Annotated in this window: 23 protein-coding genes; all 23 read right to left on the bottom strand. The window is 41.1% G+C overall.

Going from position 1 to position 21,105, the window contains the following annotated elements; genetic code table 11:
• Positions 1-2 precede the first annotated feature (2 nt).
• Positions 3-509, bottom strand: coding sequence for a ubiquinol-cytochrome c reductase iron-sulfur subunit (locus JI665_RS07145; protein ID WP_009332737.1), 507 nt, complete (start codon positions 507-509; stop codon positions 3-5).
• Between the two features lie 149 nt (positions 510-658).
• Positions 659-1,123: a YpiF family protein gene (locus JI665_RS07150; RefSeq protein ID WP_206838185.1), complete on the bottom strand. Its 465-nt coding sequence runs from the start codon at positions 1,121-1,123 to the stop codon at positions 659-661.
• Between the two features lie 124 nt (positions 1,124-1,247).
• On the bottom strand, positions 1,248-1,793 hold the full coding sequence (locus tag JI665_RS07155; RefSeq protein ID WP_206838187.1) for a ReoY family proteolytic degradation factor: 546 nt from the start codon (positions 1,791-1,793) through the stop codon (positions 1,248-1,250).
• Positions 1,794-1,882: 89 nt separating this feature from the next.
• Positions 1,883-3,145 carry a tetratricopeptide repeat protein gene (locus JI665_RS07160; RefSeq protein ID WP_206838189.1) on the bottom strand — a complete coding sequence of 421 codons (1,263 nt, stop codon included), beginning with the start codon at positions 3,143-3,145 and terminating at the stop codon, positions 1,883-1,885.
• Between the two features lie 19 nt (positions 3,146-3,164).
• Positions 3,165-4,070 (bottom strand): hypothetical protein, encoded by a 906-nt coding sequence (locus JI665_RS07165; RefSeq protein ID WP_206838191.1) that lies wholly within the window; start codon positions 4,068-4,070, stop codon positions 3,165-3,167.
• A gap of 104 nt (positions 4,071-4,174) precedes the next feature.
• A complete protein-coding gene (gene aroA, locus JI665_RS07170; RefSeq protein ID WP_206838192.1) occupies positions 4,175-5,464 on the bottom strand; it encodes a 3-phosphoshikimate 1-carboxyvinyltransferase in 1,290 nt (429 codons plus the stop codon).
• A gap of 45 nt (positions 5,465-5,509) precedes the next feature.
• Positions 5,510-6,616 carry a prephenate dehydrogenase gene (locus JI665_RS07175; protein ID WP_206838195.1) on the bottom strand — a complete coding sequence of 369 codons (1,107 nt, stop codon included), beginning with the start codon at positions 6,614-6,616 and terminating at the stop codon, positions 5,510-5,512.
• A gap of 94 nt (positions 6,617-6,710) precedes the next feature.
• Positions 6,711-7,811: a histidinol-phosphate transaminase gene (gene hisC, locus JI665_RS07180; protein WP_206838198.1), complete on the bottom strand. Its 1,101-nt coding sequence runs from the start codon at positions 7,809-7,811 to the stop codon at positions 6,711-6,713.
• Between the two features lie 87 nt (positions 7,812-7,898).
• Positions 7,899-8,273 (bottom strand): chorismate mutase, encoded by a 375-nt coding sequence (gene aroH / locus JI665_RS07185; RefSeq protein WP_206838199.1) that lies wholly within the window; start codon positions 8,271-8,273, stop codon positions 7,899-7,901.
• 64 nt (positions 8,274-8,337) lie between these two features.
• The gene (gene aroB, locus JI665_RS07190; protein ID WP_206838201.1) at positions 8,338-9,414 is read right to left on the bottom strand and encodes a 3-dehydroquinate synthase; all 1,077 of its coding nucleotides are present in this window, start codon (positions 9,412-9,414) and stop codon (positions 8,338-8,340) included.
• Positions 9,414-10,586: a chorismate synthase gene (gene aroC, locus JI665_RS07195; protein ID WP_206838203.1), complete on the bottom strand. Its 1,173-nt coding sequence runs from the start codon at positions 10,584-10,586 to the stop codon at positions 9,414-9,416. Before aroC ends, aroB begins: the two co-directional genes overlap by 1 nt.
• Before the next feature lie 207 nt (positions 10,587-10,793).
• Positions 10,794-11,567 (bottom strand): CheR family methyltransferase, encoded by a 774-nt coding sequence (locus JI665_RS07200; RefSeq protein ID WP_206838205.1) that lies wholly within the window; start codon positions 11,565-11,567, stop codon positions 10,794-10,796.
• Positions 11,568-11,688: 121 nt separating this feature from the next.
• Positions 11,689-12,135 (bottom strand): nucleoside-diphosphate kinase, encoded by a 447-nt coding sequence (ndk, locus tag JI665_RS07205; RefSeq protein WP_206838207.1) that lies wholly within the window; start codon positions 12,133-12,135, stop codon positions 11,689-11,691.
• A gap of 168 nt (positions 12,136-12,303) precedes the next feature.
• Entirely contained in the window at positions 12,304-13,266 is a 963-nt protein-coding gene (gene hepT / locus JI665_RS07210; RefSeq protein ID WP_206838210.1) for a heptaprenyl diphosphate synthase component II, read from the bottom strand.
• A gap of 82 nt (positions 13,267-13,348) precedes the next feature.
• Entirely contained in the window at positions 13,349-14,050 is a 702-nt protein-coding gene (gene menG / locus JI665_RS07215) for a demethylmenaquinone methyltransferase (RefSeq protein ID WP_206838212.1), read from the bottom strand.
• Between the two features lie 3 nt (positions 14,051-14,053).
• Positions 14,054-14,902: a heptaprenyl diphosphate synthase component 1 gene (locus tag JI665_RS07220; RefSeq protein WP_244671122.1), complete on the bottom strand. Its 849-nt coding sequence runs from the start codon at positions 14,900-14,902 to the stop codon at positions 14,054-14,056.
• 245 nt (positions 14,903-15,147) lie between these two features.
• Entirely contained in the window at positions 15,148-15,384 is a 237-nt protein-coding gene (mtrB, locus tag JI665_RS07225) for a trp RNA-binding attenuation protein MtrB (protein ID WP_206838215.1), read from the bottom strand.
• A 122-nt stretch (positions 15,385-15,506) separates the two neighbouring features.
• On the bottom strand, positions 15,507-16,073 hold the full coding sequence (folE, locus tag JI665_RS07230) for a GTP cyclohydrolase I FolE (RefSeq protein ID WP_206838218.1): 567 nt from the start codon (positions 16,071-16,073) through the stop codon (positions 15,507-15,509).
• A 217-nt stretch (positions 16,074-16,290) separates the two neighbouring features.
• On the bottom strand, positions 16,291-16,563 hold the full coding sequence (gene hbs / locus JI665_RS07235; protein ID WP_009332755.1) for a non-specific DNA-binding protein Hbs: 273 nt from the start codon (positions 16,561-16,563) through the stop codon (positions 16,291-16,293).
• A 436-nt stretch (positions 16,564-16,999) separates the two neighbouring features.
• Positions 17,000-18,478 carry a stage IV sporulation protein A gene (gene spoIVA, locus JI665_RS07240; RefSeq protein ID WP_159864366.1) on the bottom strand — a complete coding sequence of 493 codons (1,479 nt, stop codon included), beginning with the start codon at positions 18,476-18,478 and terminating at the stop codon, positions 17,000-17,002.
• A gap of 351 nt (positions 18,479-18,829) precedes the next feature.
• Positions 18,830-19,543 carry a hypothetical protein gene (locus JI665_RS07245; protein ID WP_206838219.1) on the bottom strand — a complete coding sequence of 238 codons (714 nt, stop codon included), beginning with the start codon at positions 19,541-19,543 and terminating at the stop codon, positions 18,830-18,832.
• Positions 19,544-19,568: 25 nt separating this feature from the next.
• On the bottom strand, positions 19,569-19,772 hold the full coding sequence (locus tag JI665_RS07250) for a DUF2768 domain-containing protein (RefSeq protein WP_035330135.1): 204 nt from the start codon (positions 19,770-19,772) through the stop codon (positions 19,569-19,571).
• A gap of 244 nt (positions 19,773-20,016) precedes the next feature.
• Positions 20,017-21,078, bottom strand: a complete 1,062-nt coding sequence (locus JI665_RS07255) for an NAD(P)H-dependent glycerol-3-phosphate dehydrogenase (protein WP_206838221.1) — start codon at positions 21,076-21,078, stop codon at positions 20,017-20,019.
• Positions 21,079-21,105 lie beyond the last annotated feature (27 nt).

A 21,105-nucleotide genomic window follows, 5' to 3' on the forward strand; every position in this document is an offset into this window, starting at 1 on the left:
TATTACGCCTCCTTTCGCGGTTCAGCCTTGCCTAAATACAAAAAGCCATCTTTTTCTGTGTAAGGAAATACATCTAGCGCTGCAACCGGCGGTGTACCTGGAACGTTTGTCCCATCCTTTGTATAAAGGCCGCCATGGCAAGGGCAGTAGAAATGATCAGGGTTTGATTTGTCAGTATTCCAGTCAACTACGCACCCTAAATGCTTACATACTGGAGACAATGCTACAATTTCACCTTTTTCATCCTTATAAACCCAAGCAGTGCCGGTAACTTCGGATGTGTACCAAGCATCCTGCTGTTCAAATGTGTAATCAACCCTTGTTGGCGTTTCAGTAATTTCAGCCACTTTTTGCTTTGTTGGGATAAAATCACTCTCACCAGCTGCCTGCAATACAGGATCGACCGCAAAACGGACCATCGGCATCAGCATGCCAGCTGCCATGAAACCGCCTACACCAGTAAGTGTATAGTTTAGGAATTGACGTCTAGAAACTCGATTTTTGCTCATACTTTTCCCCCCTCTATTATGAAGTTAAGTCCAACGGACAAAATTCAACACAATATAAAACTAGGACATAACAATGATATATCAATCTTTATGTAAGGTCAATATAATCCTTTGGCGAAACATGTAAATAGAGCGACTTAACATTCACACTATTCACCATTTTGCCACTTTTGGACGAATAAATTCAACAGCTGCTTTACCTGGTCATCCAGAATGGAATTTCGATAGTTTTCATTCATATGCTCAAGAGGCAGGGATGGCAGCCAAATCAAACCTCCTTCCAAGCGGTCTTCAAGTGATTTCCACATGCTGTCAGAAGTTAGAAGGAATATGTGCTTAAATCCCTGTGCCTTCAATTCTGCTTCCCATTTGCCCAAGCCGCTGAGCAGGCTGTCTTCCCCTGCTGATTTCAGATAGGCATAGCCAGGAAGCATGATCAGCCGCCCTCTGAATTGCCGTTCAAGCTGCACACTTAGAAGCGATATAAATTCTGTCATGGCTACTGACTGTTTGATATCATCGCCAAATGATACCGGAAGGAGCGGCAGAACTGCAGTGTCTACATATTGCTTTTCTTTAAGGAACATTTCGATATCCTGGGATACCCATTTCATATCATTCACTCCATTACATATATTTGCCTCCCTTAATATATCATTAATGATTAGAGTGCTTCAAATCAGATTACGCTATAAGGTCGCTGACAAAATAAGAGCCCTGCTTTTATAAAAGCAAGGCTTAGGTTATTTCTATTTTATTCAGCTGCTGAGTCAAAATGTTAAAGGCTTTTTTATCCTGCTTATCCAGTGCTTCATCAATCAGCTCAAGGAGTTTTTCTCTTCTGAATTTCTCCAGGCTTTCTGTCAGGAACCTTTCAGCGATCAGCCGGTCCTTTTCATTAATCTGCAGTGTTTTTGGCATAAAGGGGTTTTCCTCCATGACAGCTGCATACTGATGGGCTTTGTTGGAAGCATGGAAATTAAGCTGAATGTAAATCTCTTCATCCCTGTTTAAGCGGATATCATGGAAGGACTTCTCCGCATCTGTGGTCATTACATTCTCTTTATAAAAACGGAAAGGTACTTCATCCACACAATGGGTGGACATGATGAGGCCTCTTGGACAATACTGTGCCTGCTCCACAAAATGCACTTTCTCCATAAGCTGGTCATGGCTCATCAAATAATTGAGAATCCATACGCATTCTCTTCTTTTGAGCTGATAATGGTTTAAAAACCAGCGGATAAAATCTTTTTTCTCGTTGACAGATACAGGGGTCGCCATTTTTGATTCCCTCCTCTGCTTACAGACAAATTTGGCCTAACTGAAATTACAATAAGGTCACCCTTCGCTTAAAAAAGCAGTTTCCTCATTTAAGCAAGAAAATCATCAGTGAGTCTTTCCAGAACATCGAGATACTCTTCATTGCCTGGCTCCAATTTAATTAGTGTATTAAAAATTTCGGCAGCCTCTTCCCTTTTTCCTTCCTCTGCTAAAAAATATCCGTAATCTGAAAGAAAATCAGGCTGCTGTTTAAAGAAAGTATATGCAAGCTGATATTTGTTTAATGCCTCTGAATATTCTTCAGTATGCTGAAAGGCAACAGCTGAATCCCAAATAAGCTGCGGCTCTTCAAGCTCATTCAAAATATCAGTGATCTCGATTACATCTTCATATTTTTCCTGCTGGAGAAGCAGTCTATTTAAATAAATGGCTGCCTGGACATATTCGGGATCCAGCGCAAGAGCCTGCCTGAACATATCTTCAGCTTCTTTTTCATTGCCATTTTTCAGGGCGAGCTTACCGCCATAGAAGAATAGTTCTTTATTAAATTCATCCTGTTTTATGCCTTCCTTCACCGCTTCAAGGCCTTTTCCAGCCTCTTCCTCCCGCTCGTATGCCTGAGCAAGGTATAAATACAGTGAATGATACTCGGGGTCAAGTTCCTTCAGTTCTGTCAATTTTTCAATTGCTGTACGGTTAAAGCCTGCTTGCAGCGCTGTAAAAGCATAGCTGAAAAGGGTATTAATCTCCAGTTTATCATCAAGCGCTTTTTCGTAATAAGGAAGGGCTTCCTCAAATGCCCCTCCTGCGCTGAGAATATCCGCCATTCTCTGATTTACATTTATGCCTGCAATGACTTCCTCTTTCCCGAGAACATTTTCGTAAATCCGTTTTGCTTCCAGGAATCTTCCCTGCTCTGCATAGAGTTCACCCAGAGCAAAATCTACTATTACTTCATCAGGCAATATTTCTTTTGCTTTCAGCAGCTTTTGTTCGCTGACCTCGAATAGACCATCCATTTGATAAAGGTCTGCTAATAGGAGAAGCGACTGCGGAAAGCTTGGGTCATGCTCATTTATTCTTTCGAGAACGAGGATGGCTTCCTCTTCATGTCCAAGATCAATATGTGTTTCAGCTAACAGAACCAGCAGTTCCCCTTCTTCCGGATATGCTTCCAGAAGACGTTCATATAATGCTTTTGATTCCTCAAGGAATCCATACTGGAACAGTTCTTCTGCCAGCAGGAACCTTTCTTCATGTGAACCATCCAGCAGTATTTGCTGATAGCTCTCCAATGCTTCTTCGTGATGACCGTTTTCTAATAGAGTAATGATTTTATTTACTTTATCCATACTAAGTTCCTTTCGAATGCTAATCGGCTATTTTAAAGTAAGCTGGTGTACTGATTTTAACATGCTCGCCGTACCCTGAACGAAAAATCACTTCCTGTCCGGCTCGTATTACTTTTCCCTTCAGAACAGAGACAGCAAGTTTATCTCTATGATAATGAAACAGCTGTGATTCTTCAACGGTAAGACCTTCACCAGGTTTTTCGTATAAATTATAGCTGACTTCACTACCCTGATGGATATTTCCTTTTAACGGGTAAATTCCTGCCTTGGATAGGACTGACCGGGATAGCGGTTCGTGTTCGTTCAGCTCATTTGGCATAGAAGGGATTTTCTGCTCCTGCATCAGTTTTTTCCATAATGTATTAATTCTGCTTTTCTCCTTTTCGTTCCTGCATGCAAAGATAGGGGCAAGCGGGCAATTGTAAGGAAACATAGCTTCACGCAGCCAACCCCATGGAACAGCTTCAAGCTCCTTTGCATCCTGTATTTCAACAAAGACAACAGGAATCCTTTCCCTCTTGCATCTTCTCATAAAAGAAGGTGTGAGGAGACGTACAGGAATCTTAACACCAATAATATAATCGATTGGGCTGCTTAACAAACTTGCCTTAAAGCATTTAAGATCACTCTTCATGGAATATTCATGTTTTACAGGTGCGGCTGTCAGGAAAGCAGTACAGCCTTTTAATAGGAACTCCCTTATATAATACTCTTTGAGTTCTGAAAAAGACATTTCCAGCGGTATAGATGTATCCAGAACCACAAATCCTGCAGCCATAATAAATGCTTCGGCATCCATTCTGGCAAACTGAAACCTTTTCATTTCTGCCTGCATCAGTGAAATCTCATTATTCTTGATCAGCAGTGATGTTTTTATCAGCTTGTCTTCCTTTAAAATATTTGCATTCTCAATAATATAAGTCATAAAACCACCCTCTAAAACGGTCTTATGACAAGCTATGAATTTTTTACATAAATATGACTAATTGAATAGAAAAAGAGCTGCAGGAAAACAGCTCTTTTTTACGATTATGAAATAAGGCTTTCAAAATGTTCGAAAAACGACGGATAGGATACAGAAATAGCTTCTTTCAGATGAAGCTGAACTTCCCCCTTTGAAATGGCAGCGGCAACCGCAAGCATCATTCCGATTCGATGGTCCCCATGGCTTGAAACAGTTCCTCCTGAAAGGGATGATCTCCCTCTGATCACCATTCCATCTTCCGTTGCAGTAATATCAGCTCCAAGCTTTGACAGTTCATTGACAACCGTATCAATGCGATTCGTTTCCTTGACTTTAAGTTCTTCTGCATCCTTGATTACTGTTTCTCCCTCTGCCTGAGTTGCAAGCAGGGCAATAATAGGAATTTCATCGATAAGCCGGGGAATGAGCGCCCCTTCGATAACGGTTCCTTTAAGGTCAGATGTTCTAATGGTAATATCTCCTGCAGGCTCGGCTGATCCATTTTCATATGGCACAATGCTAATATTTGCACCCATCTGCTGCAACACATCAATGATGCCGGTCCTTGTAGGATTCAGCCCGACGTTTTTCAATTTAATCTCACTATTAGGCACAATGGCTCCTGCAGCCAGAAAGAAGGCAGCAGAAGATATGTCGCCAGGAACATGAATTTCCGCCCCTGTTAGTGTTTGTCCGCCTTTAATCCGAATAGTATGCCCATCTGCATCAGCTTCCCCGCCAAATTGCTTAATCATTCTTTCGGTATGATCACGCGTCTTCATAGGTTCAATAATGACTGTTTCCCCGCTGGCCTGCAGACCGGCAAAGAGCAGCGATGATTTTACCTGTGCACTCGCAACAGGAAGCTCATAGGTTACCCCTGCCAGCGGTCCTCCAATTACTGATAAAGGAGTAAATTCTCCATTCTTCCTGCCATAAATCTTCGCTCCAAATAAACTTAGAGGCGCAGTAACTCTTGTCATTGGCCTTTTTGCTATTGATTCATCCCCGACAAGGACTGTATGGAATGGACGGCCAGCAAGGATTCCCATCATAAGGCGAATGGTCGTACCGGAATTGCCAACATCCAAAAATTCTTCGGGTTCCTGTAATCCATCCATCCCCTGCCCCATAATGGTGACTTTATTGCCTTCCTGTTCAATAGATACTCCGAGCTTGCGAAAGCATGCTATTGTGCTTAAGCAGTCCTCACCAAGCAGAAAATTGGTTACAACAGTCTTTCCCTTTGCAATTGATCCAAACATCACAGATCGATGAGATATGGATTTATCACCTGGTACCGCAATTTCTCCGCTTAATCCTTTAAGATTTGACCTCAAATTTGCCGGAGTCATATTATAATCACCCTTTGCTGGTTTAATAAAGGTCTTACCGCTTGCCTATAGACCAATGGTTGTTTCATAGCTTGTATATTGTTCTAAGCAATTAATTGCCCTTTCCCGGTCCTCTTCAGTCTGAAAGCTGATAACCAGGACTCCATAAATTTCTTCTCTTGTTTCCAGTATTCTGATATTGGTGATGCTGATCTCTTCCTTGGCTAAATATCCAGTGATTTCTGAAATGACACCAGGGTAGTCAGGAACATCAACGAATAGATCATAAAATGCCGGAATTGCCCCTTTTTCTTTTTGCGGCAGCTCATCCCTGAACCGTTTTGCATGGGAAAAATACTCAAATATGCCTTCACTGTTTTCTTCCTTGAGGATTGTTTTAACATTCTCCATTTCCTCCTGCCAATCCTCCATTAACTTAAGCAGCACTTCTTTATTCTGAAGCAGGATATCTCTCCACATTGCAGGGCTGCTGGAGGCAATCCTGGTAATATCCCTGAATCCGCCAGCAGCCAGTCTTGGAATCAGCTTTTGCGAACGGCTTGTTTTTTCTGCCTGATGGACAAGAGAGGCAGCCACCATGTGCGGGAAATGGCTCACGATACCAGTTATATTATCATGTTCTTCAGGCGATATGGTCAGAAATTTTGCTTTCGTCCCTGAGAGCCATTCTTTTAACCTTTCAATCTCTGCGGGGGAAATATGGTCTTCAGGAGTGAGAAGATAAAAGGCATTTTCAAAAAGCAATGCTTTTGCTGCAGTAACACCGCTCTTATGGGAGCCAGCCATAGGGTGGCCTCCGATAAAAGTAATTCCTTTTTCCTTCAGTACCTTAGCACAGCTGACAATTTCCTTTTTAGTGCTGCCTGCATCCGAAATGATGACCGTGCTTTTCAATTCACACTCTTCTAATATATGTATTATTTTTTGTGTTTCCTGAACAGGTGCAGCTATTAAAATTAAATCGGCGTCTTTTGCACCTTCTTCAATAGTTACAGAAATTTCATCTGCGACCCCAAGCATTTCAGCAAGGCGTCCCTGCTCTTTATTTACATCAAAGCCGATGATCATGCTCTCACTATGGCTCCTTTTTATTGATAATGCCAAAGAACCGCCGATCAAACCAAGGCCGATAATAAAGATTTTTCCTCTCATTCTCTCACCGCCTTTATTAAAAATAATTCAGAGGCATCTCTGTGCCTCTGAATGGTTTTCAAAAAAGTATTATTACTAAGACCTCATATATTGCCTACAATGCCGCAGCCTGCTTTGCAAGGTATTGTTTCATTGCGGATATCACTCCATCATTCTGTTCCTTAGATCCTACTGTGACACGGACAAATCCCTGGAAACCAAGTGCTTTGCCGGAACGGACGATATACCCTTTTTCAAGCAAAAATTGAAACACTTCATTAGAATCGGCATTAAAGTTGATTAAAATGAAATTTCCCTGTGAAGGGTAGTATTCCAGCTCATGTGCTTCACAGAAAGTATAGAATTGTTCCAGACCTTCCCGATTTTTCAGTCTGCATTCTTCGATAAAATTCTGATCTCCAATGGCTGCAGCAGCTGCTGCCTGAGCAAACTTGTTCACATTGAACGGCTCCCTAACCGGCTCCAGAGCTTTGATCGTTTGAGGATCTGCAATTCCATAGCCTACCCGAAGGCTTGCTAAGCCATAAATTTTCGAAAATGTACGCAGTACAATCAAATTTTCGAATTTCCGGATCAAATCCAATGCATTGTAGTAATCTTCAGCTATTACGTATTCATAATAAGCTTCATCAAGGACAACCAATACATCCCGAGGCACCTTTTGCAGGAAGGAAAGCAATGAAGATTCATTAACATAGTTCCCTGTCGGATTGTTTGGACTGCAAACCCATACTACAGCTGTGTTTTCATCGATTGCAGCCAGCATTCCATCAAGATCATGTCCCCCATCAATTAATGGAATTTCCCTTATCTCCGCACCTTCTACTACAGCATTATGCCTATATTGAGGGAATGTTGGCGCAGCCATAACAGTATTTGTTTCCGGACTTAATAAAGCTCTGGAAATCATTTGAATAATCTCATCCGAGCCGTTGCCAAAGATCAGCTGATCTTCCTGTATGCTTAGGTGTCCAGCCAGAGCCGACCGCAGTTCAGAAGCATAACCATCGGGATACAGAGCAAAAAAAGATGGTGACTGATTCATAGTAAAAAGAACTTTTTCAGAGCATCCAAACGGATTTTCATTTGAAGCAAGCTTAACTATTTTATCCAGACTGTATTCCTTTTTTACTTGATCAATTGATTTTCCCGGCTGGTAAGGAGTTAAATTCAACAGCTGTTCCTTCCATTTCATTCAAATCCACCTCTTTTTCATCACTTTTACTTATTATCGTATTAAAGTATTATTTGATCTGCTCCAATATTATCACAAAACTCTCCATTAAGGAGAGTCTGTGGCCTTTAGATCCGGGCGAAGCTGGATGGCTTCACGCAAATATATATGGCAGATATTCTGCTGAGGGGCACCTGTATTCACATGCATCATAACCCTAATACAATTCCGAAGTGATCCTTCAACAGGTATTTCTCTCATGCACATGACAGGAACATAAGTCCAGCCCTCTATTGAACGCATTGCCTTTGCAGGAAAGGCTGCTGTCAATTCTTCCGTAACGGATATAAATACAGAAGCAACATCCTCAGATTTAATCTTATTCTCCCGAATCATTTGTCTGATCAGCAGCTCAGTTGCTTCTAATACCTCAGACTCACTATTCTTATCTACGGTGACGGCTCCCCTCACCCCTCGAATCACTTGCAGCACCTCCCAAAGCTGATACACCAGCCTTTTTATCTCTTAATAATAAAGACTTCCTTGTTTATTTTAAAAATGTTGCAAGCTCCTGCAGAATAACATCATCAGAAACTTGGTGTATAACGGGCTTACCCACTTCTTTTAAAAGAACAAAGCGGACATTCTGGCCTTCTGATTTTTTATCCTGCTTCATCCTTTCCAGCAGTTTTGAATGTGATAAATCTTCCGGGAGGCCGGTTTTGTAGCCAAGCTGATCAAGCCATCGCCGGAATTCGTTAACATCAAAACGCAGGTCAAGCATTTTTTTACTTAATTGGAGTGCGAATAGCATTCCTACTGCGACAGATTCTCCATGTGTCCATTCTCCATAGCCTTTTTCTGCTTCGATTGCATGGCCCAGGGTATGGCCGAAATTCAGGAATGCACGAACACCCGCTTCCTTTTCATCCTCAGCAACGATCCTGCCTTTGATTTCTATCCCCTTTGTAAGCATCCCGCTTATTTCATCAAAAGGAATGCCATCAAGCGAGCGGATGTTGTTTTTAAGACTCAAATAAAAGTTCATATCATGTATCAAGCTATGCTTTATAACTTCTGCAAACCCTGAGCGCCTCTCTTTTTGAGGAAGGGAAACAAGAAAATCCAAGTCATAAAATACGGCTTGAGGCTGATAAAAAGACCCTACCATATTTTTTCCTAAAGGATGGTTGATGGCCACTTTCCCACCAACGGCGCTGTCATGCGCCAATATGGTTGTAGGAAGCTGAATGAAAGGTATCCCTCTCATAAATGTGGCTGCAACGAAACCTCCCAAATCTCCGACAGCTCCCCCGCCAAAAGCCAGAATAAGAGATTTTCGGTCAAGCTTATGTTCCAAAGCAAATGACAAGCATTGATAGTAAACTTCAAAAGTCTTGGCTTTCTCCCCGCTTGGCACTGTGCAGACTTTTGCCTCTATATCCTTAAGTGCTGTTTCCAGAGCAGGAAGATGTATGGTCCGGACCGTTTCATCTGTGATTATCATTAAATTGGTCATAGCCGGAAAAGTATCTTTAATATATGATTCCAATCCTTCAATTGCCCCTGACCCTATATAAACTGGATAGGTCCTTCCGGGGGTTTTAATTGAAATACTATTCATTAAAACTCCCTCGCAAATTTTCTTTGCTGTTCAACCGAAGCTTTTAAAGCTTCGAACCGGTCAGAATAAAATTGATCGACAATAGCTGAAGCCAGTTCCCAGGCAATTACATTTTCTGCAACGACTGCTGCTGCAGGCACTGCACAGCTGTCAGAACGCTCTATGCTTGCTGAGAAGGGTTCCTTTGTTTCAATATCGACACTTTGAAGGGGCTTATAGAGGGTAGGAATTGGTTTCATCACTCCTCTGACGACAATAGGCATCCCCGTTGTCATGCCCCCTTCTAAGCCGCCAAGCCTGTTTGTTTTCCGATAATAGCCTTTTTCAGGATCCCATGCGATTTCATCATGAACTTCACTTCCGGGCTTCCTTGCAGCCTCAAAGCCAATGCCAAACTCAACACCTTTAAATGCATTAATGCTTACCATTGCCCCTGCTAGCTTTGAATCGAGCTTGCGGTCATAGTGTACATAACTTCCGACTCCCGGAGGCATGCCTTCAACAATAACCTCAACTACTCCGCCAATGGAATCGCCATTTTCTTTAGCGGAATCAATGGCATCCATCATTTTTTGGCCGGCATCCTGATCTAAACAGCGGACAGGTGAGTCTTCTGTGATTTCCTTTAACTCTTTTAGTGAAGAATAATCTCTTTTGCCTGAAACAACCCCGCCAATTTCAATAACATGGGCTGCAATTTCAATCCCCAATTCAGAGAGCAGTTTTTTGGCAGCTGCACCGGCTGCCACCCTCACTGTGGTTTCCCTGGCTGAAGATCGCTCCAGCACGTTCCTCATATCCCTGTGCCCATATTTAAGGGCTCCATTTAAGTCAGCATGGCCTGGACGGGGACGGGATATTTTTCTCTTTACTTCACCCTCATCCTCAGAATTAAGCGGGTCCTGGCCCATAATTTTTGTCCAATGCTTCCAATCATTATTCTCAACAACGAGTGCCACCGGCGATCCTAATGTATATCCATGCCTGATACCCGCTGTTATTTGAACAGTATCCTTTTCAATTTGCATCCTTCTGCCTCTGCCGTATCCTTTCTGGCGTTTGGCAAGTTCTTCATTAATATCTGAATCAATCAGCGGCATTCCTGCAGGCAGGCCTTCTATTATAGTGGTCAGCTGCGGTCCGTGAGATTCACCAGATGTAAGATATCTCAAAACTCTTTCCCCCTTCAACTCATTAAAGGATTATGTATCAATATAACATAATGATAAATATAAGAATAGATAAAATTGAAAATTCCTATAATATTTTATTTCTTATTATGAATGGAGCCATTTTAACACGAATAGTTATTTACTACAAAACGGGAAAAACAAAGAAAAGAGGATGTCTGAAAATAATCCCCTATGCTGTTGCTATTTTTATTCTTTTCTATAAAAAAAGGTTTCAGCAGATTCCAAGTGATAACGGCCAGCGTTAAAAATCTGTTCAGTGCTCCCAACAAAGAATATGCCATCTTTTCTTAATGCGCTGCTGAATTTATGATAAAGCTGATCCTTTGCTTCTTCTGTAAAATAAATAAGAACGTTCCTGCATACAATTAAATCAAAAGGCCCGCCGAAATCGTCTGCAAGGAGGTTTTGCTTTTTAAAAATTACCGTCTTTTTTATATCCTCTGATACTTTATAATAACTTCCTTCACGCCAAAAGAACTTCTGTCTAATCGTTTCAGGAACTTCATTAAGCGAACGTTCAGGGTATACACCAATCCGGGCCCTCGCCAGGGCATTTTCATCAATATCTGTTGCAGTAATCTTTATTTGGGATATTGGCAGCAATTTTGATAAAATCATGGCAATTGTATAAGGCTCTTCACCAGTGGAGCATGCTGCGCTCCAGATTTTCAGATTCCTATTCTGCTCTAATAGCCCCGGCAGGATTTTTTTTTCAAGCACCTCCCACCTCTGCGCATTTCGGTAAAATTCGGAAACATTTATCGTCATCCTGTCCAAAAAATCATTCAGGAGTTCCCTATCCTTGACTATGCCATTAAAAAAATCTCCAAATGAATTAAAGCCTTTTTTCTCATACAATGATATCAGCCTTCTCTTCATTTGTGCTTCTTTGTACAGAGAAAGATCGATCCCTGTATTTCTTTTTATATTTAGAATAAAATCCTGATAATCGTTAGCCATTCCTTTTCCCCTCTTATAATAATTGGTGAGCATGTGTCTCCTTTTATCCATGCCCGCTATCTGTAAAAATGAATTCGGTTACAAAAAAAGCACTTGTCAGGGACAAGTACTTTTTTGAATATTAGTTAATCCATTCATTCATTAGCTTTTTGTATTCCACTTTTTCTTCCTCTTTGAAGAAAAGGCCGATTTCACGTTCAGCACTTGCCGGTGAATCTGATCCATGGATTACATTTTTTCCAACTGTGATGCCGAATTCTCCGCGGATTGTTCCAGGAGCAGCATCTTTAGGATTTGTTGAACCCATCATCTGACGAGCTGTAGCGATAACATTTTCACCTTCCCAAACCATTGCGAAAACTGGTCCGGACGTAATAAAGTCAACAAGTTCTCCGAAGAATGGACGCTCTTTATGCTCTCCATAATGCTCTTCCGCAAGTTCCTGGCTGATGCTCATTAGCTTGCCGCCTACAAGCTGAAAGCCTTTCTTTTCGAAACGGGAAACGATTTCCCCGATTAGATTGCGCTGCACTCCGTCTGGTTTAACCATTAAAAATGTTCTTTCCATTGAATTCCACTCCTAAAACTTATGTATAGTGATTTATGTTAATCCACGAAAATATTAACATTGTTTTGAAAATTTAGCAACAGAAATCTGAAAGCGCTTTTACTTAATAATTCCCGGAAAAACAAAATTGCCGGCACCCTGTAAAAGTGCTGGCAATTAATTGGCGGATTAAAATTTTCTTTTGCCTATAAATTTAGCAATATCCCGCAAAGCTTTCTTTGACCTGGAAGGAGGCAGCTCTTCGAGAACCCCCAAGGCTTTCTGCAGATATTTATCACTAATTTGCAGGGATTTTTCAATTGCACCGGAGTCTTTGACCAAGGCAATTATTTTCTCTATATCTCTTCGTTCAGTTCCTTCGTGGACTCTGCTGATTTGATCACAGATGGTCCTGTCCTCCATCGCAAATAAAGCAGGGAGTGTAATGTTACCCTGATGGAGATCTCCTCCTGCCGGCTTGCCAAGCTCTTTATCAGTACCGACAAAATCCAGGACATCGTCAATAATTTGATACGACATTCCCACAAAATAGCCGAATTTAAAGAGCTTTTTATGTATACCTTCCTCTACATTAGCCGCAATGCCGCCAAGCTGGCAGCTCACCGCAATAAGCATGGCTGTTTTTCTTTTAATTCTCCGGAAATATGTCCTTATATTCTGATCATAGTTATACTTATCTTTAATTTGCTCAATTTCACCTATGCACAGTTCCACAAGGGTATGAGAGAGAATTTTGTGAGCATGCGGATTTTCCACATTGGTTATTAATTCCAAAGCGCGCGCGAAAATATAATCACCGGTATACATGGCAATCTTATTATCCCACTTTGCTTTAATGGTAGGCTGCCCCCGGCGGAGTTCTGCATCATCAATAACATCATCATGGACTAGCGACGCCATATGGATAAGCTCCAGTGATACCGCTACGTTTTTAATTTTATCAATATCATATTCTCCGAATTTTGCAGCAAGCAAAACAAAAACTGGGCGGATTCTTTTCCCCCCGGCCTGCAGCAGATGCAGGGATGCCTGATGCAATAGAGGAGACTCTGCCTTAATGGTCTCCTCAAGCTCGTTCTCTATAACAGTTAAATCTGAATTTAAAAATGAATACATCATTTTCAATTTCATTTGCTTACTCACCCAGCTTATCGATCCCGTCTGATCTATTCTCTATCGTTCGATGAGAAACATACAGAACAAGTTATTATTTTTATTTCGTTCCAATGTGTACAGCAGCCACACCACCGCTATAAGGCTTAAATGTGACATTTTTAAAGCCTGCTTCCTCAAACATTCCTGCAAGTTCTTTCATCCCTGGAAAGTCTCTGGCTGATTCCTGCAGCCAGGAATATTCATTAAAGCTTTTGGCAAAAAGTTTGCCAAACATAGGCATGATAAAACGGAAGTAGAAATAATAAGCCTGCTTGTATCCGAACAGGGTAGGCTGAGAAGTCTCCAGACACACTGCTATACCGCCAGGCTTTGCAACACGGTGCATTTCTTTTAATACCTGCAGATAATCCGGAACATTGCGCAGTCCAAAACCGATTGTAACATAATCGAAGGAATTGTCCGCAAAAGGGAGCTCCATTGCATTTCCATGTACAAGCTCCACTTGCTTCAGTTTCCGATCCTTAATTTTTTCCTCGCCGATTTTTAGCATATTTTTACTAAAATCCAAACCTACTACTTTACCGCTTTCTCCTACGGCTTCAGCAAGCGCTATGGACCAATCGGCTGTACCGCAGCATACATCAAGAGCTTTTGAACCCTTTTGAACATTCATCTTTTTCATTGTATCTTTGCGCCATCTTAAGTGCTGCTGAAAGCTGATGACTGAATTCATTTTATCGTAGTTGCCATAAATCTTTTCAAATACGCTATGAACACGTTCTTCTTTTGATTGCTGCATATTTTATCCTTCTTCCACAAAAGTTTTAGCCACAGACTGACTATTATTGAAAATGCAGTGAATACGCTGCTCTAATAATTCATTTGCAAGAGGAAATTTCCTTAGGGATTGATCAACCAAATTCCTTGAAAAATCAATATATCTGTCACAAATGAGAATCAGATATCTCCGCTGCTCCGCAGACATGTCTTTCACTTTTGGGAAAGTCAGTTTTTTAAGGGCTTCAAAAACAACTGAGGTGCCTTCCTTCATGAACTGCTGCTTTTCTGCAATCAGGCGCTTAATGAATAAAAGATTCGATATTACCTCTTTCCAAGCTGCCTTGCTGAATGCATCAGCCAGTTTTTCAAAAAGTGACGCCTCAACTTTTTTGACTGAATTCATCAGGCTGTCAACTGCATCAGGAGACTTCTGATATAGCGAAATTTTATGCTCATTTACATCTTTTATCCCATCTGCGAAGGCCCTGATCATTCGGATATCATCAAAAGCTGCGAGAATCTTGTAATATAAACCGCTGTAATAAACACCTGCAAGGACAGTAAGCTGTCTGTGTTTAAGACCATTGTCTTCAGATTCATCGTTCTTAACAAGTTCATGGGTATCAAGGGCGATTTGGATAAGCATTGCAGTTACTGCATATTTTTCTGCTTTTGAGTCAGGTATTTCCACATCATCCAGGAAAGAGATTAGAAGCAGAAGCTTGTCTTCATCAATAACAGGAGAATCAATATATCTGAGCAGATAAGGGTGGTTAACTTTTTTCTCAATCTGTTCTTTAACATCTGCTAATTTAATCTTCACATCATGCATGCCATCACCCTTGTTTCCCCTTAGTTTTCTTTTTTCCATAGCCGCGATTTCTCAATGTGAATACTGCGACAAAGAGAACGGGCACATATTGTCTTATTCATCTTATCTATTTTTAGCCAAATCATTGATTACTATTAAATGTAAAACGGGCAAAAAAAAACCTTTTACCCGGTATCTTGTATTCAAGAGAAATAATCAAGCAGAGACAATTATATCATAAATTACAGGAACATGTCAGGACAATCTCCTGTGAAAATATCCTATCCTTCTAATCAAAGGGAAAGCTATTTCTTTCCTTCACTTTCTATTTCCCCGCAGCTTGTCATTATTCTTGCATTCCCCCGGATTTTAATCGCAGACGTATGCTCGGTAAACTGAGCAATCATTACTTCACCCTGGTCAAGTTTTTCTGAATGGTGGAATCTTGTATCAGAGCCTCTTGTTAACCCTATGACGTTAACACCGTCTTCTTTGGCTTTTATCACAATATAATCATGTCCTGATGGACTTTTCTTTTCCATCCATACCATCCTTTGCTAAATAATGTTCATTCATAATTACTTACAAAAAAAGGCTAAAAGTTTTATCTTTCAGCCTTTGACCTATTTATAGCCTGAACTCACCATTAACAGAGCTCTAATTTTTATTGTTTAATCAGCGAAAGGACTTCAGCCCGTGCTCTTGCATCCTCTGCAAAAACGCCTCTTACTGCTGATGTCACCGTTTTTGAACCAGGTTTTTTAACACCTCGCATTGTCATACACATATGTTCCGCTTCTACAATGACCATTACACCATGGGGCTCAAGCTTTTCCAGGATGGAATTTGCTACAGTAGATGTGATGCGTTCCTGAAGCTGAGGACGCTTTGCAACTGCCTCCACAGCTCTGGCAAGTTTGCTTAAACCTGTTACTCTGCCGCCCCTCGGGATGTAAGCTACATGAGCAACACCAAAGAAAGGCACAAGGTGATGTTCACACATAGAGTAAAATGGAATATCTTTAACTAAAACAAGTTCTTCATGATCTTCGCCAAATACTGTTTCAAAGTATTCTTTAGGATCCTGGTTAAGCCCCATAAAAACTTCTTCATACATTTTTGCGACTCGCTTTGGCGTATCAAGAAGTCCCTCGCGATTCGGGTCTTCACCGATTGCCTCTAATATTAAACGCACCGCATCTTCTATCTGGGCACGATTTACTTCTGCCATAATTATGCCTCCTATGTATTAACACTGTGGTAATAATATGTTCATATTAGCATAACCCTTTCATTCAGGCAAAACGAAACTTCCGTGTCTTTCACTAATATTAATAAACCGCCGTTTCCCCTGTGGTCAGCGCGATTTCAGATCGGATAAAAAAGAAAAAACCGCGAATATTCGCGGTTTTTAGCTCAAGCATAAGCTTTAAGCACTTGTATGTAGATTATTTAACTGCATCTTTAAGCGCTTTACCTGGTTTGAAAGCAGGAACTTTGCTTGCAGCGATTTCGATTTCTTCGCCAGTTTGCGGGTTGCGTCCTTTACGGGCAGCACGCTCGCGAACTTCAAAGTTTCCGAAACCGATTAGTTGTACCTTATCACCATTTTTCAAAGCATCAAGGATTGTATCGAAAACAGCATCAACTGCTTTAGTCGCGTCTTTTTTAGAAAGTTCGCCAGCTTCAGCAACTGCGTTAATTAGTTCTGTTTTGTTCATGCCTTTCACCTCCTCCCAAATATGGATAAAACCCAGTAAAATAAGATTCCTTACATACATTTGTAAACAAAATTACTGAATTCTATACGTTATGGCGTTTTTTTGTTTAACAAGCCCTATAATAAATGATAAATTGAAATTTTTCAATCCAAAAATCATTATAAACCCTTTAAATATAAGGGTTTCGGCCGCCATAACAGTAATTCTGTTAAAAGATTATCACAATCAAATGCTGTTATCAAGAATATTTCATGATTTAATGGGAATCTTTTCTTCTTTGCAACATATTTGTAATAAGCTGACCTGTTTTTATTACCCTTACGGCGCTTTTTAAAACACTATTTTAAAAAGTCAATTGCAAATTAAGCAGTGAATTTTTCAAACGTTTCCTTTAAATTAGGATAAACGTAAAAAAAGACTCCAAAAGGAGCCTTCATTAAAGGATTATCGCAATTAATCCGCCAGAGCCTTCGTTGATGATTCTTTCTAATGTTTCTTTCAGTTTGTATCTTGCATTTTCAGGCATTAGGGAGAGTTTGGCCTGAATTCCTTCTCTTACGATGGAGCTTAGGCTGCGTCCAAAGATGTCGGAGTTCCAGATTGAAAGCGGATCGTCTTCAAAGTCCTGCATTAGATAGCGGACAAGTTCTTCACTTTGCTTTTCTGTTCCAATAATAGGTGAGAATTCAGATTCCACATCTACTTTAATCATATGAATAGATGGAGCAACTGCTTTTAGTCTTACACCAAAGCGGGATCCATGGCGTGTAATCTCCGGTTCATCCAGGCTCATATCAGCAAGCGAAGGAGCAGCAATACCGTAGCCGGTTTGCTTCACCATTCTCAGTGCATCGGAAATTTGGTCATACTCTGCTTTAGCATGGGCAAATTCCTGCATCAGCTCGAGCAAGTGGTCTTTTCCGCGGATTTCAACACCGACTATCTCTTTAAGGACCTCATCGTAAAGATCGTCTGGCGCATATAAGTCAATTTCGGCTACTCCCTGCCCCATTTCAATTCCTGCAAGGCCTGCCCGGTCAATGAATTCAAAGTCGCTGAATTGATGGACCACACGGTCAACATCTCTTAGCCTCTTAATATCCTTAACCGTTTCTTTAACAGCTTCCTGATAGCTTTCACGAAGCCAGTGATCTTCATGCAGCACCATTACCCAGCTCGGAAGGTTTACATTGACTTCCAGTACCGGGAACTCATAAAGAGCTTCACGCATAACATTTAATACATCTGATTCCCTCATGCCTTCAACACTCATGGCCAGGACAGGGATATCGTATTTTTCAGCAAGATCATTTCTCAGTGCATCCGTATTTGGATGGTGTGGCTGGACACTGTTAATGATCATGATAAACGGCTTGCCAACTTCCTTTAACTCTTCAATAACCCGTTCTTCGGCTTCCAGATAATTCGCCCTAGGGATTTCTCCAATTGTTCCGTCAGTTGTAATCACCACTCCGATAGTCGAATGCTCCTGAATCACCTTTCTTGTTCCTATTTCAGCAGCTTCATGAAAAGGAATCGGCTCTTCATACCAAGGTGTATTGATCATTCTCGGGCCGTTTTCATCCTCATAGCCCTTCGCCCCAGGTACTGTATATCCCACACAGTCCACGAGCCTGATATTTACATCCAGCCCTTCTGCAACATGTACTGTAGCAGCCTGGTTAGGGACAAATTTCGGTTCTGTTGTCATAATTGTTTTGCCGGCAGCACTTTGAGGAAGCTCATCCTGTGTGCGGGCACGTTCAGCTTCATTCTCCATATTTGGCAGTACAACCAGTTCCATAAACTTTTTTATAAATGTAGATTTGCCTGTGCGAACTGCGCCAACTACTCCAAAATATATATCGCCGCCAGTTCTTTCGGCAATATCTTTAAAAATATCAACCTTTTCCAAGTGATCCCCTCCTGAAATCTTGAGTTAATGGGATAATATTATCCTATCTATTATGTTTGGACATTATATGTGTATGATGTTGTCCTACATTGTTATGACAGTTTTTTTAAATTTTTACCCCCCTATCAGGAATGTGCACTGCACCTGCCAGCCCGGCTGGAAATCGGCAATCCTATGACAGTCTGAAATGGACAGCTGGCCACTCCAGATTTCCTTTTTTATTTACTAACTCCCCTTACTTCTTTATTTCTTTGCCTTTATGCTTATAGTCAATAGTTGAAGAGTGGTTATAAAAGTATATAAAAAAATAACCCTTCTCCTACAATATATTTTGCAGGAGAAGGGTTATGACTATTTCACCAAAAAGATTGGATCATTCGTGCCGGGATCAATTGTATATGGCAGAGAATAGGCGGGAACAAAATCAGAATCCTCCACAAGAAGATCTCTAATATCTTCTCCAGATTCAGGCTTGTTTTCCTTATTTTCCAATGCCTGATATAAATCAGCCCGATAATCCACATATACCTCTGCATTGCCGGTAACGACATACGGGAGGCTCTGGCCGCTGTATGGACTGAGGGCTTTAGGTTCTTCCTTAAATCCTAATTTTTTGAAATCCATTGTAAAGACATTTTCAGCAATCTGCTCTTTATAAGGCGGGAACCCATGTGCTTTAACCCTAAGGTTAATATCCCTGATGGTTTCAGCAATTCTTAAATCAAAAATCTTCACTTTCGGATCTGATTCTGCATCAACGATCACATATTGAAAAACTCCGCCTGATTCAAAGGCATTCCCAGGCGGCTCTGCCATATATTCCGGGGCAATTTTCTTAAAGTCAATTGGATACTTTTGATAGATAGGGGTTGTCTGATCCTTGGTTTTAATCGGCAGAAGGCCATTATTTGCTTCCCGATATTGGTCCACTGCCGACTGGACAGACTGGAGCTGATCCTTGTAGGCTATCTGATTTTGCGATAATTTCTCTTCAGGATACATACACCCCGTCAGAATTAAAGCTCCACTCAACAAAAGCAAAAACATGTTAAAAGCTTTTTTCATTTAATCAACCCTTTATGTAAAAGTACTAGCTGCTTGTCGGACCGCTGAACACGACAATCACTATAATAATCCCGCTTATTATCATTAAAAAGTAGGCAACAATGGCTGTTATAACCTTAAAAACTCCAGCTTTCAGCTTGTAGCGGCTAAGATATATTAATATTATTGATAAAAACATAAATCCCATTGATGCTAGGGATATCCACATTTTCATTAAAGCCGGCGACATACAAATCAACTCCCTTTTCCGAGATGTATTATAACATATTAAATGAATAAATCTAAAAGCTTTTCATTGCGAAAAAAATTAAGCACAAAAAAACTGAGGCAAAGAAGGGGCAATTCTTTACCTCAGCCATTTGACTAAATAACCCAGCACCCTGTTCATTACACTAGTTTGCTTCGTTGCATTGTATGCAGGAACCTGCTGTCTCGCATCATCTAATGCCTATATTTTTCAATTAATAAACATTTCAGTTCTTTTTATTCCCGCTTTGATCTTCCAAAACGTTCGCAAGATCTTCCATCTCATGTGTTTTTCCCCTTGCCATCAGAAGATCAACAGCATCCTTCGCATTGACATTATTAAACAGAACATCATACAGAACAGTGGTAATTGGCATTTTTACGTTATATTTTTGAGCCAGCTGATGTGCCGCCTTTGTTGTCCTGACTCCTTCTACGACCATGCCCATATTGTCAAGGACCTCCTGGAGATTATGTCCCTTTCCAAGAAGGTTGCCTGCCCTCCAATTGCGTGAATGGACAGACGTGCATGTAACGATCAAATCACCGATTCCCGCTAATCCGGAGAAAGTAAGCGGGCTTGCTCCCATCTTCATTCCGAGTCGGGCAATTTCAGCAAGACCTCTGGTTATCAGGGCTGCCTTGGCATTGTCTCCATAACCTAAGCCATCTGTAATTCCAGCTGCAAGGGCAATGATATTTTTTAAAGCCCCTCCAATCTCCACTCCAATGATATCCGGGTTTGTATATACTCTGAAATTGTTATTGATAAACAAATCCTGAATTTTTTCGGCGGAGTCCATATTTTTTGATGATACCGTAACAGTAGTTGGATGCCGCAGACTAACTTCTTCTGCATGGCTTGGACCAGAGAGTACCACTACACTATCCAGAAGATTTCCGGGCATTTCTTCTTCAATCATTTCAGAGATCCGGAGAAGTGAGTCTGGTTCAATGCCTTTACTTACATGCACTATGGTAAGAGGCTCTTTTCTAATTCCCTTGATCTTCCCTATTACTTCACGAATGGCCTTTGTCGGGACCGCCAAAATCAAAGTGTCTGTTCCGGTTAAAGCCTCTTCAAGCGACGTGTATCCTCTTATTCCTTCAGGCAGATGTATCCCTGATAAATATTTTTGATTCATATGCTGCTTATTGATTTCCTCTATTTGATCAGGATTATGGCCCCACAGTCTGACATCATGCCCATTATCCGCAAGCACCATCGCCAGGGCAGTACCCCAGCTGCCGGCACCTGCTACAGCTACACTTTCTTTTTTCCGCTCCATTTGATCACTGCCTTTTAACGTATTTGG

Source organism: Bacillus sp. NTK034 (assembly GCF_017303275.1).
Classification (GTDB): Bacteria; Bacillota; Bacilli; order Bacillales; family Cytobacillaceae; genus Cytobacillus.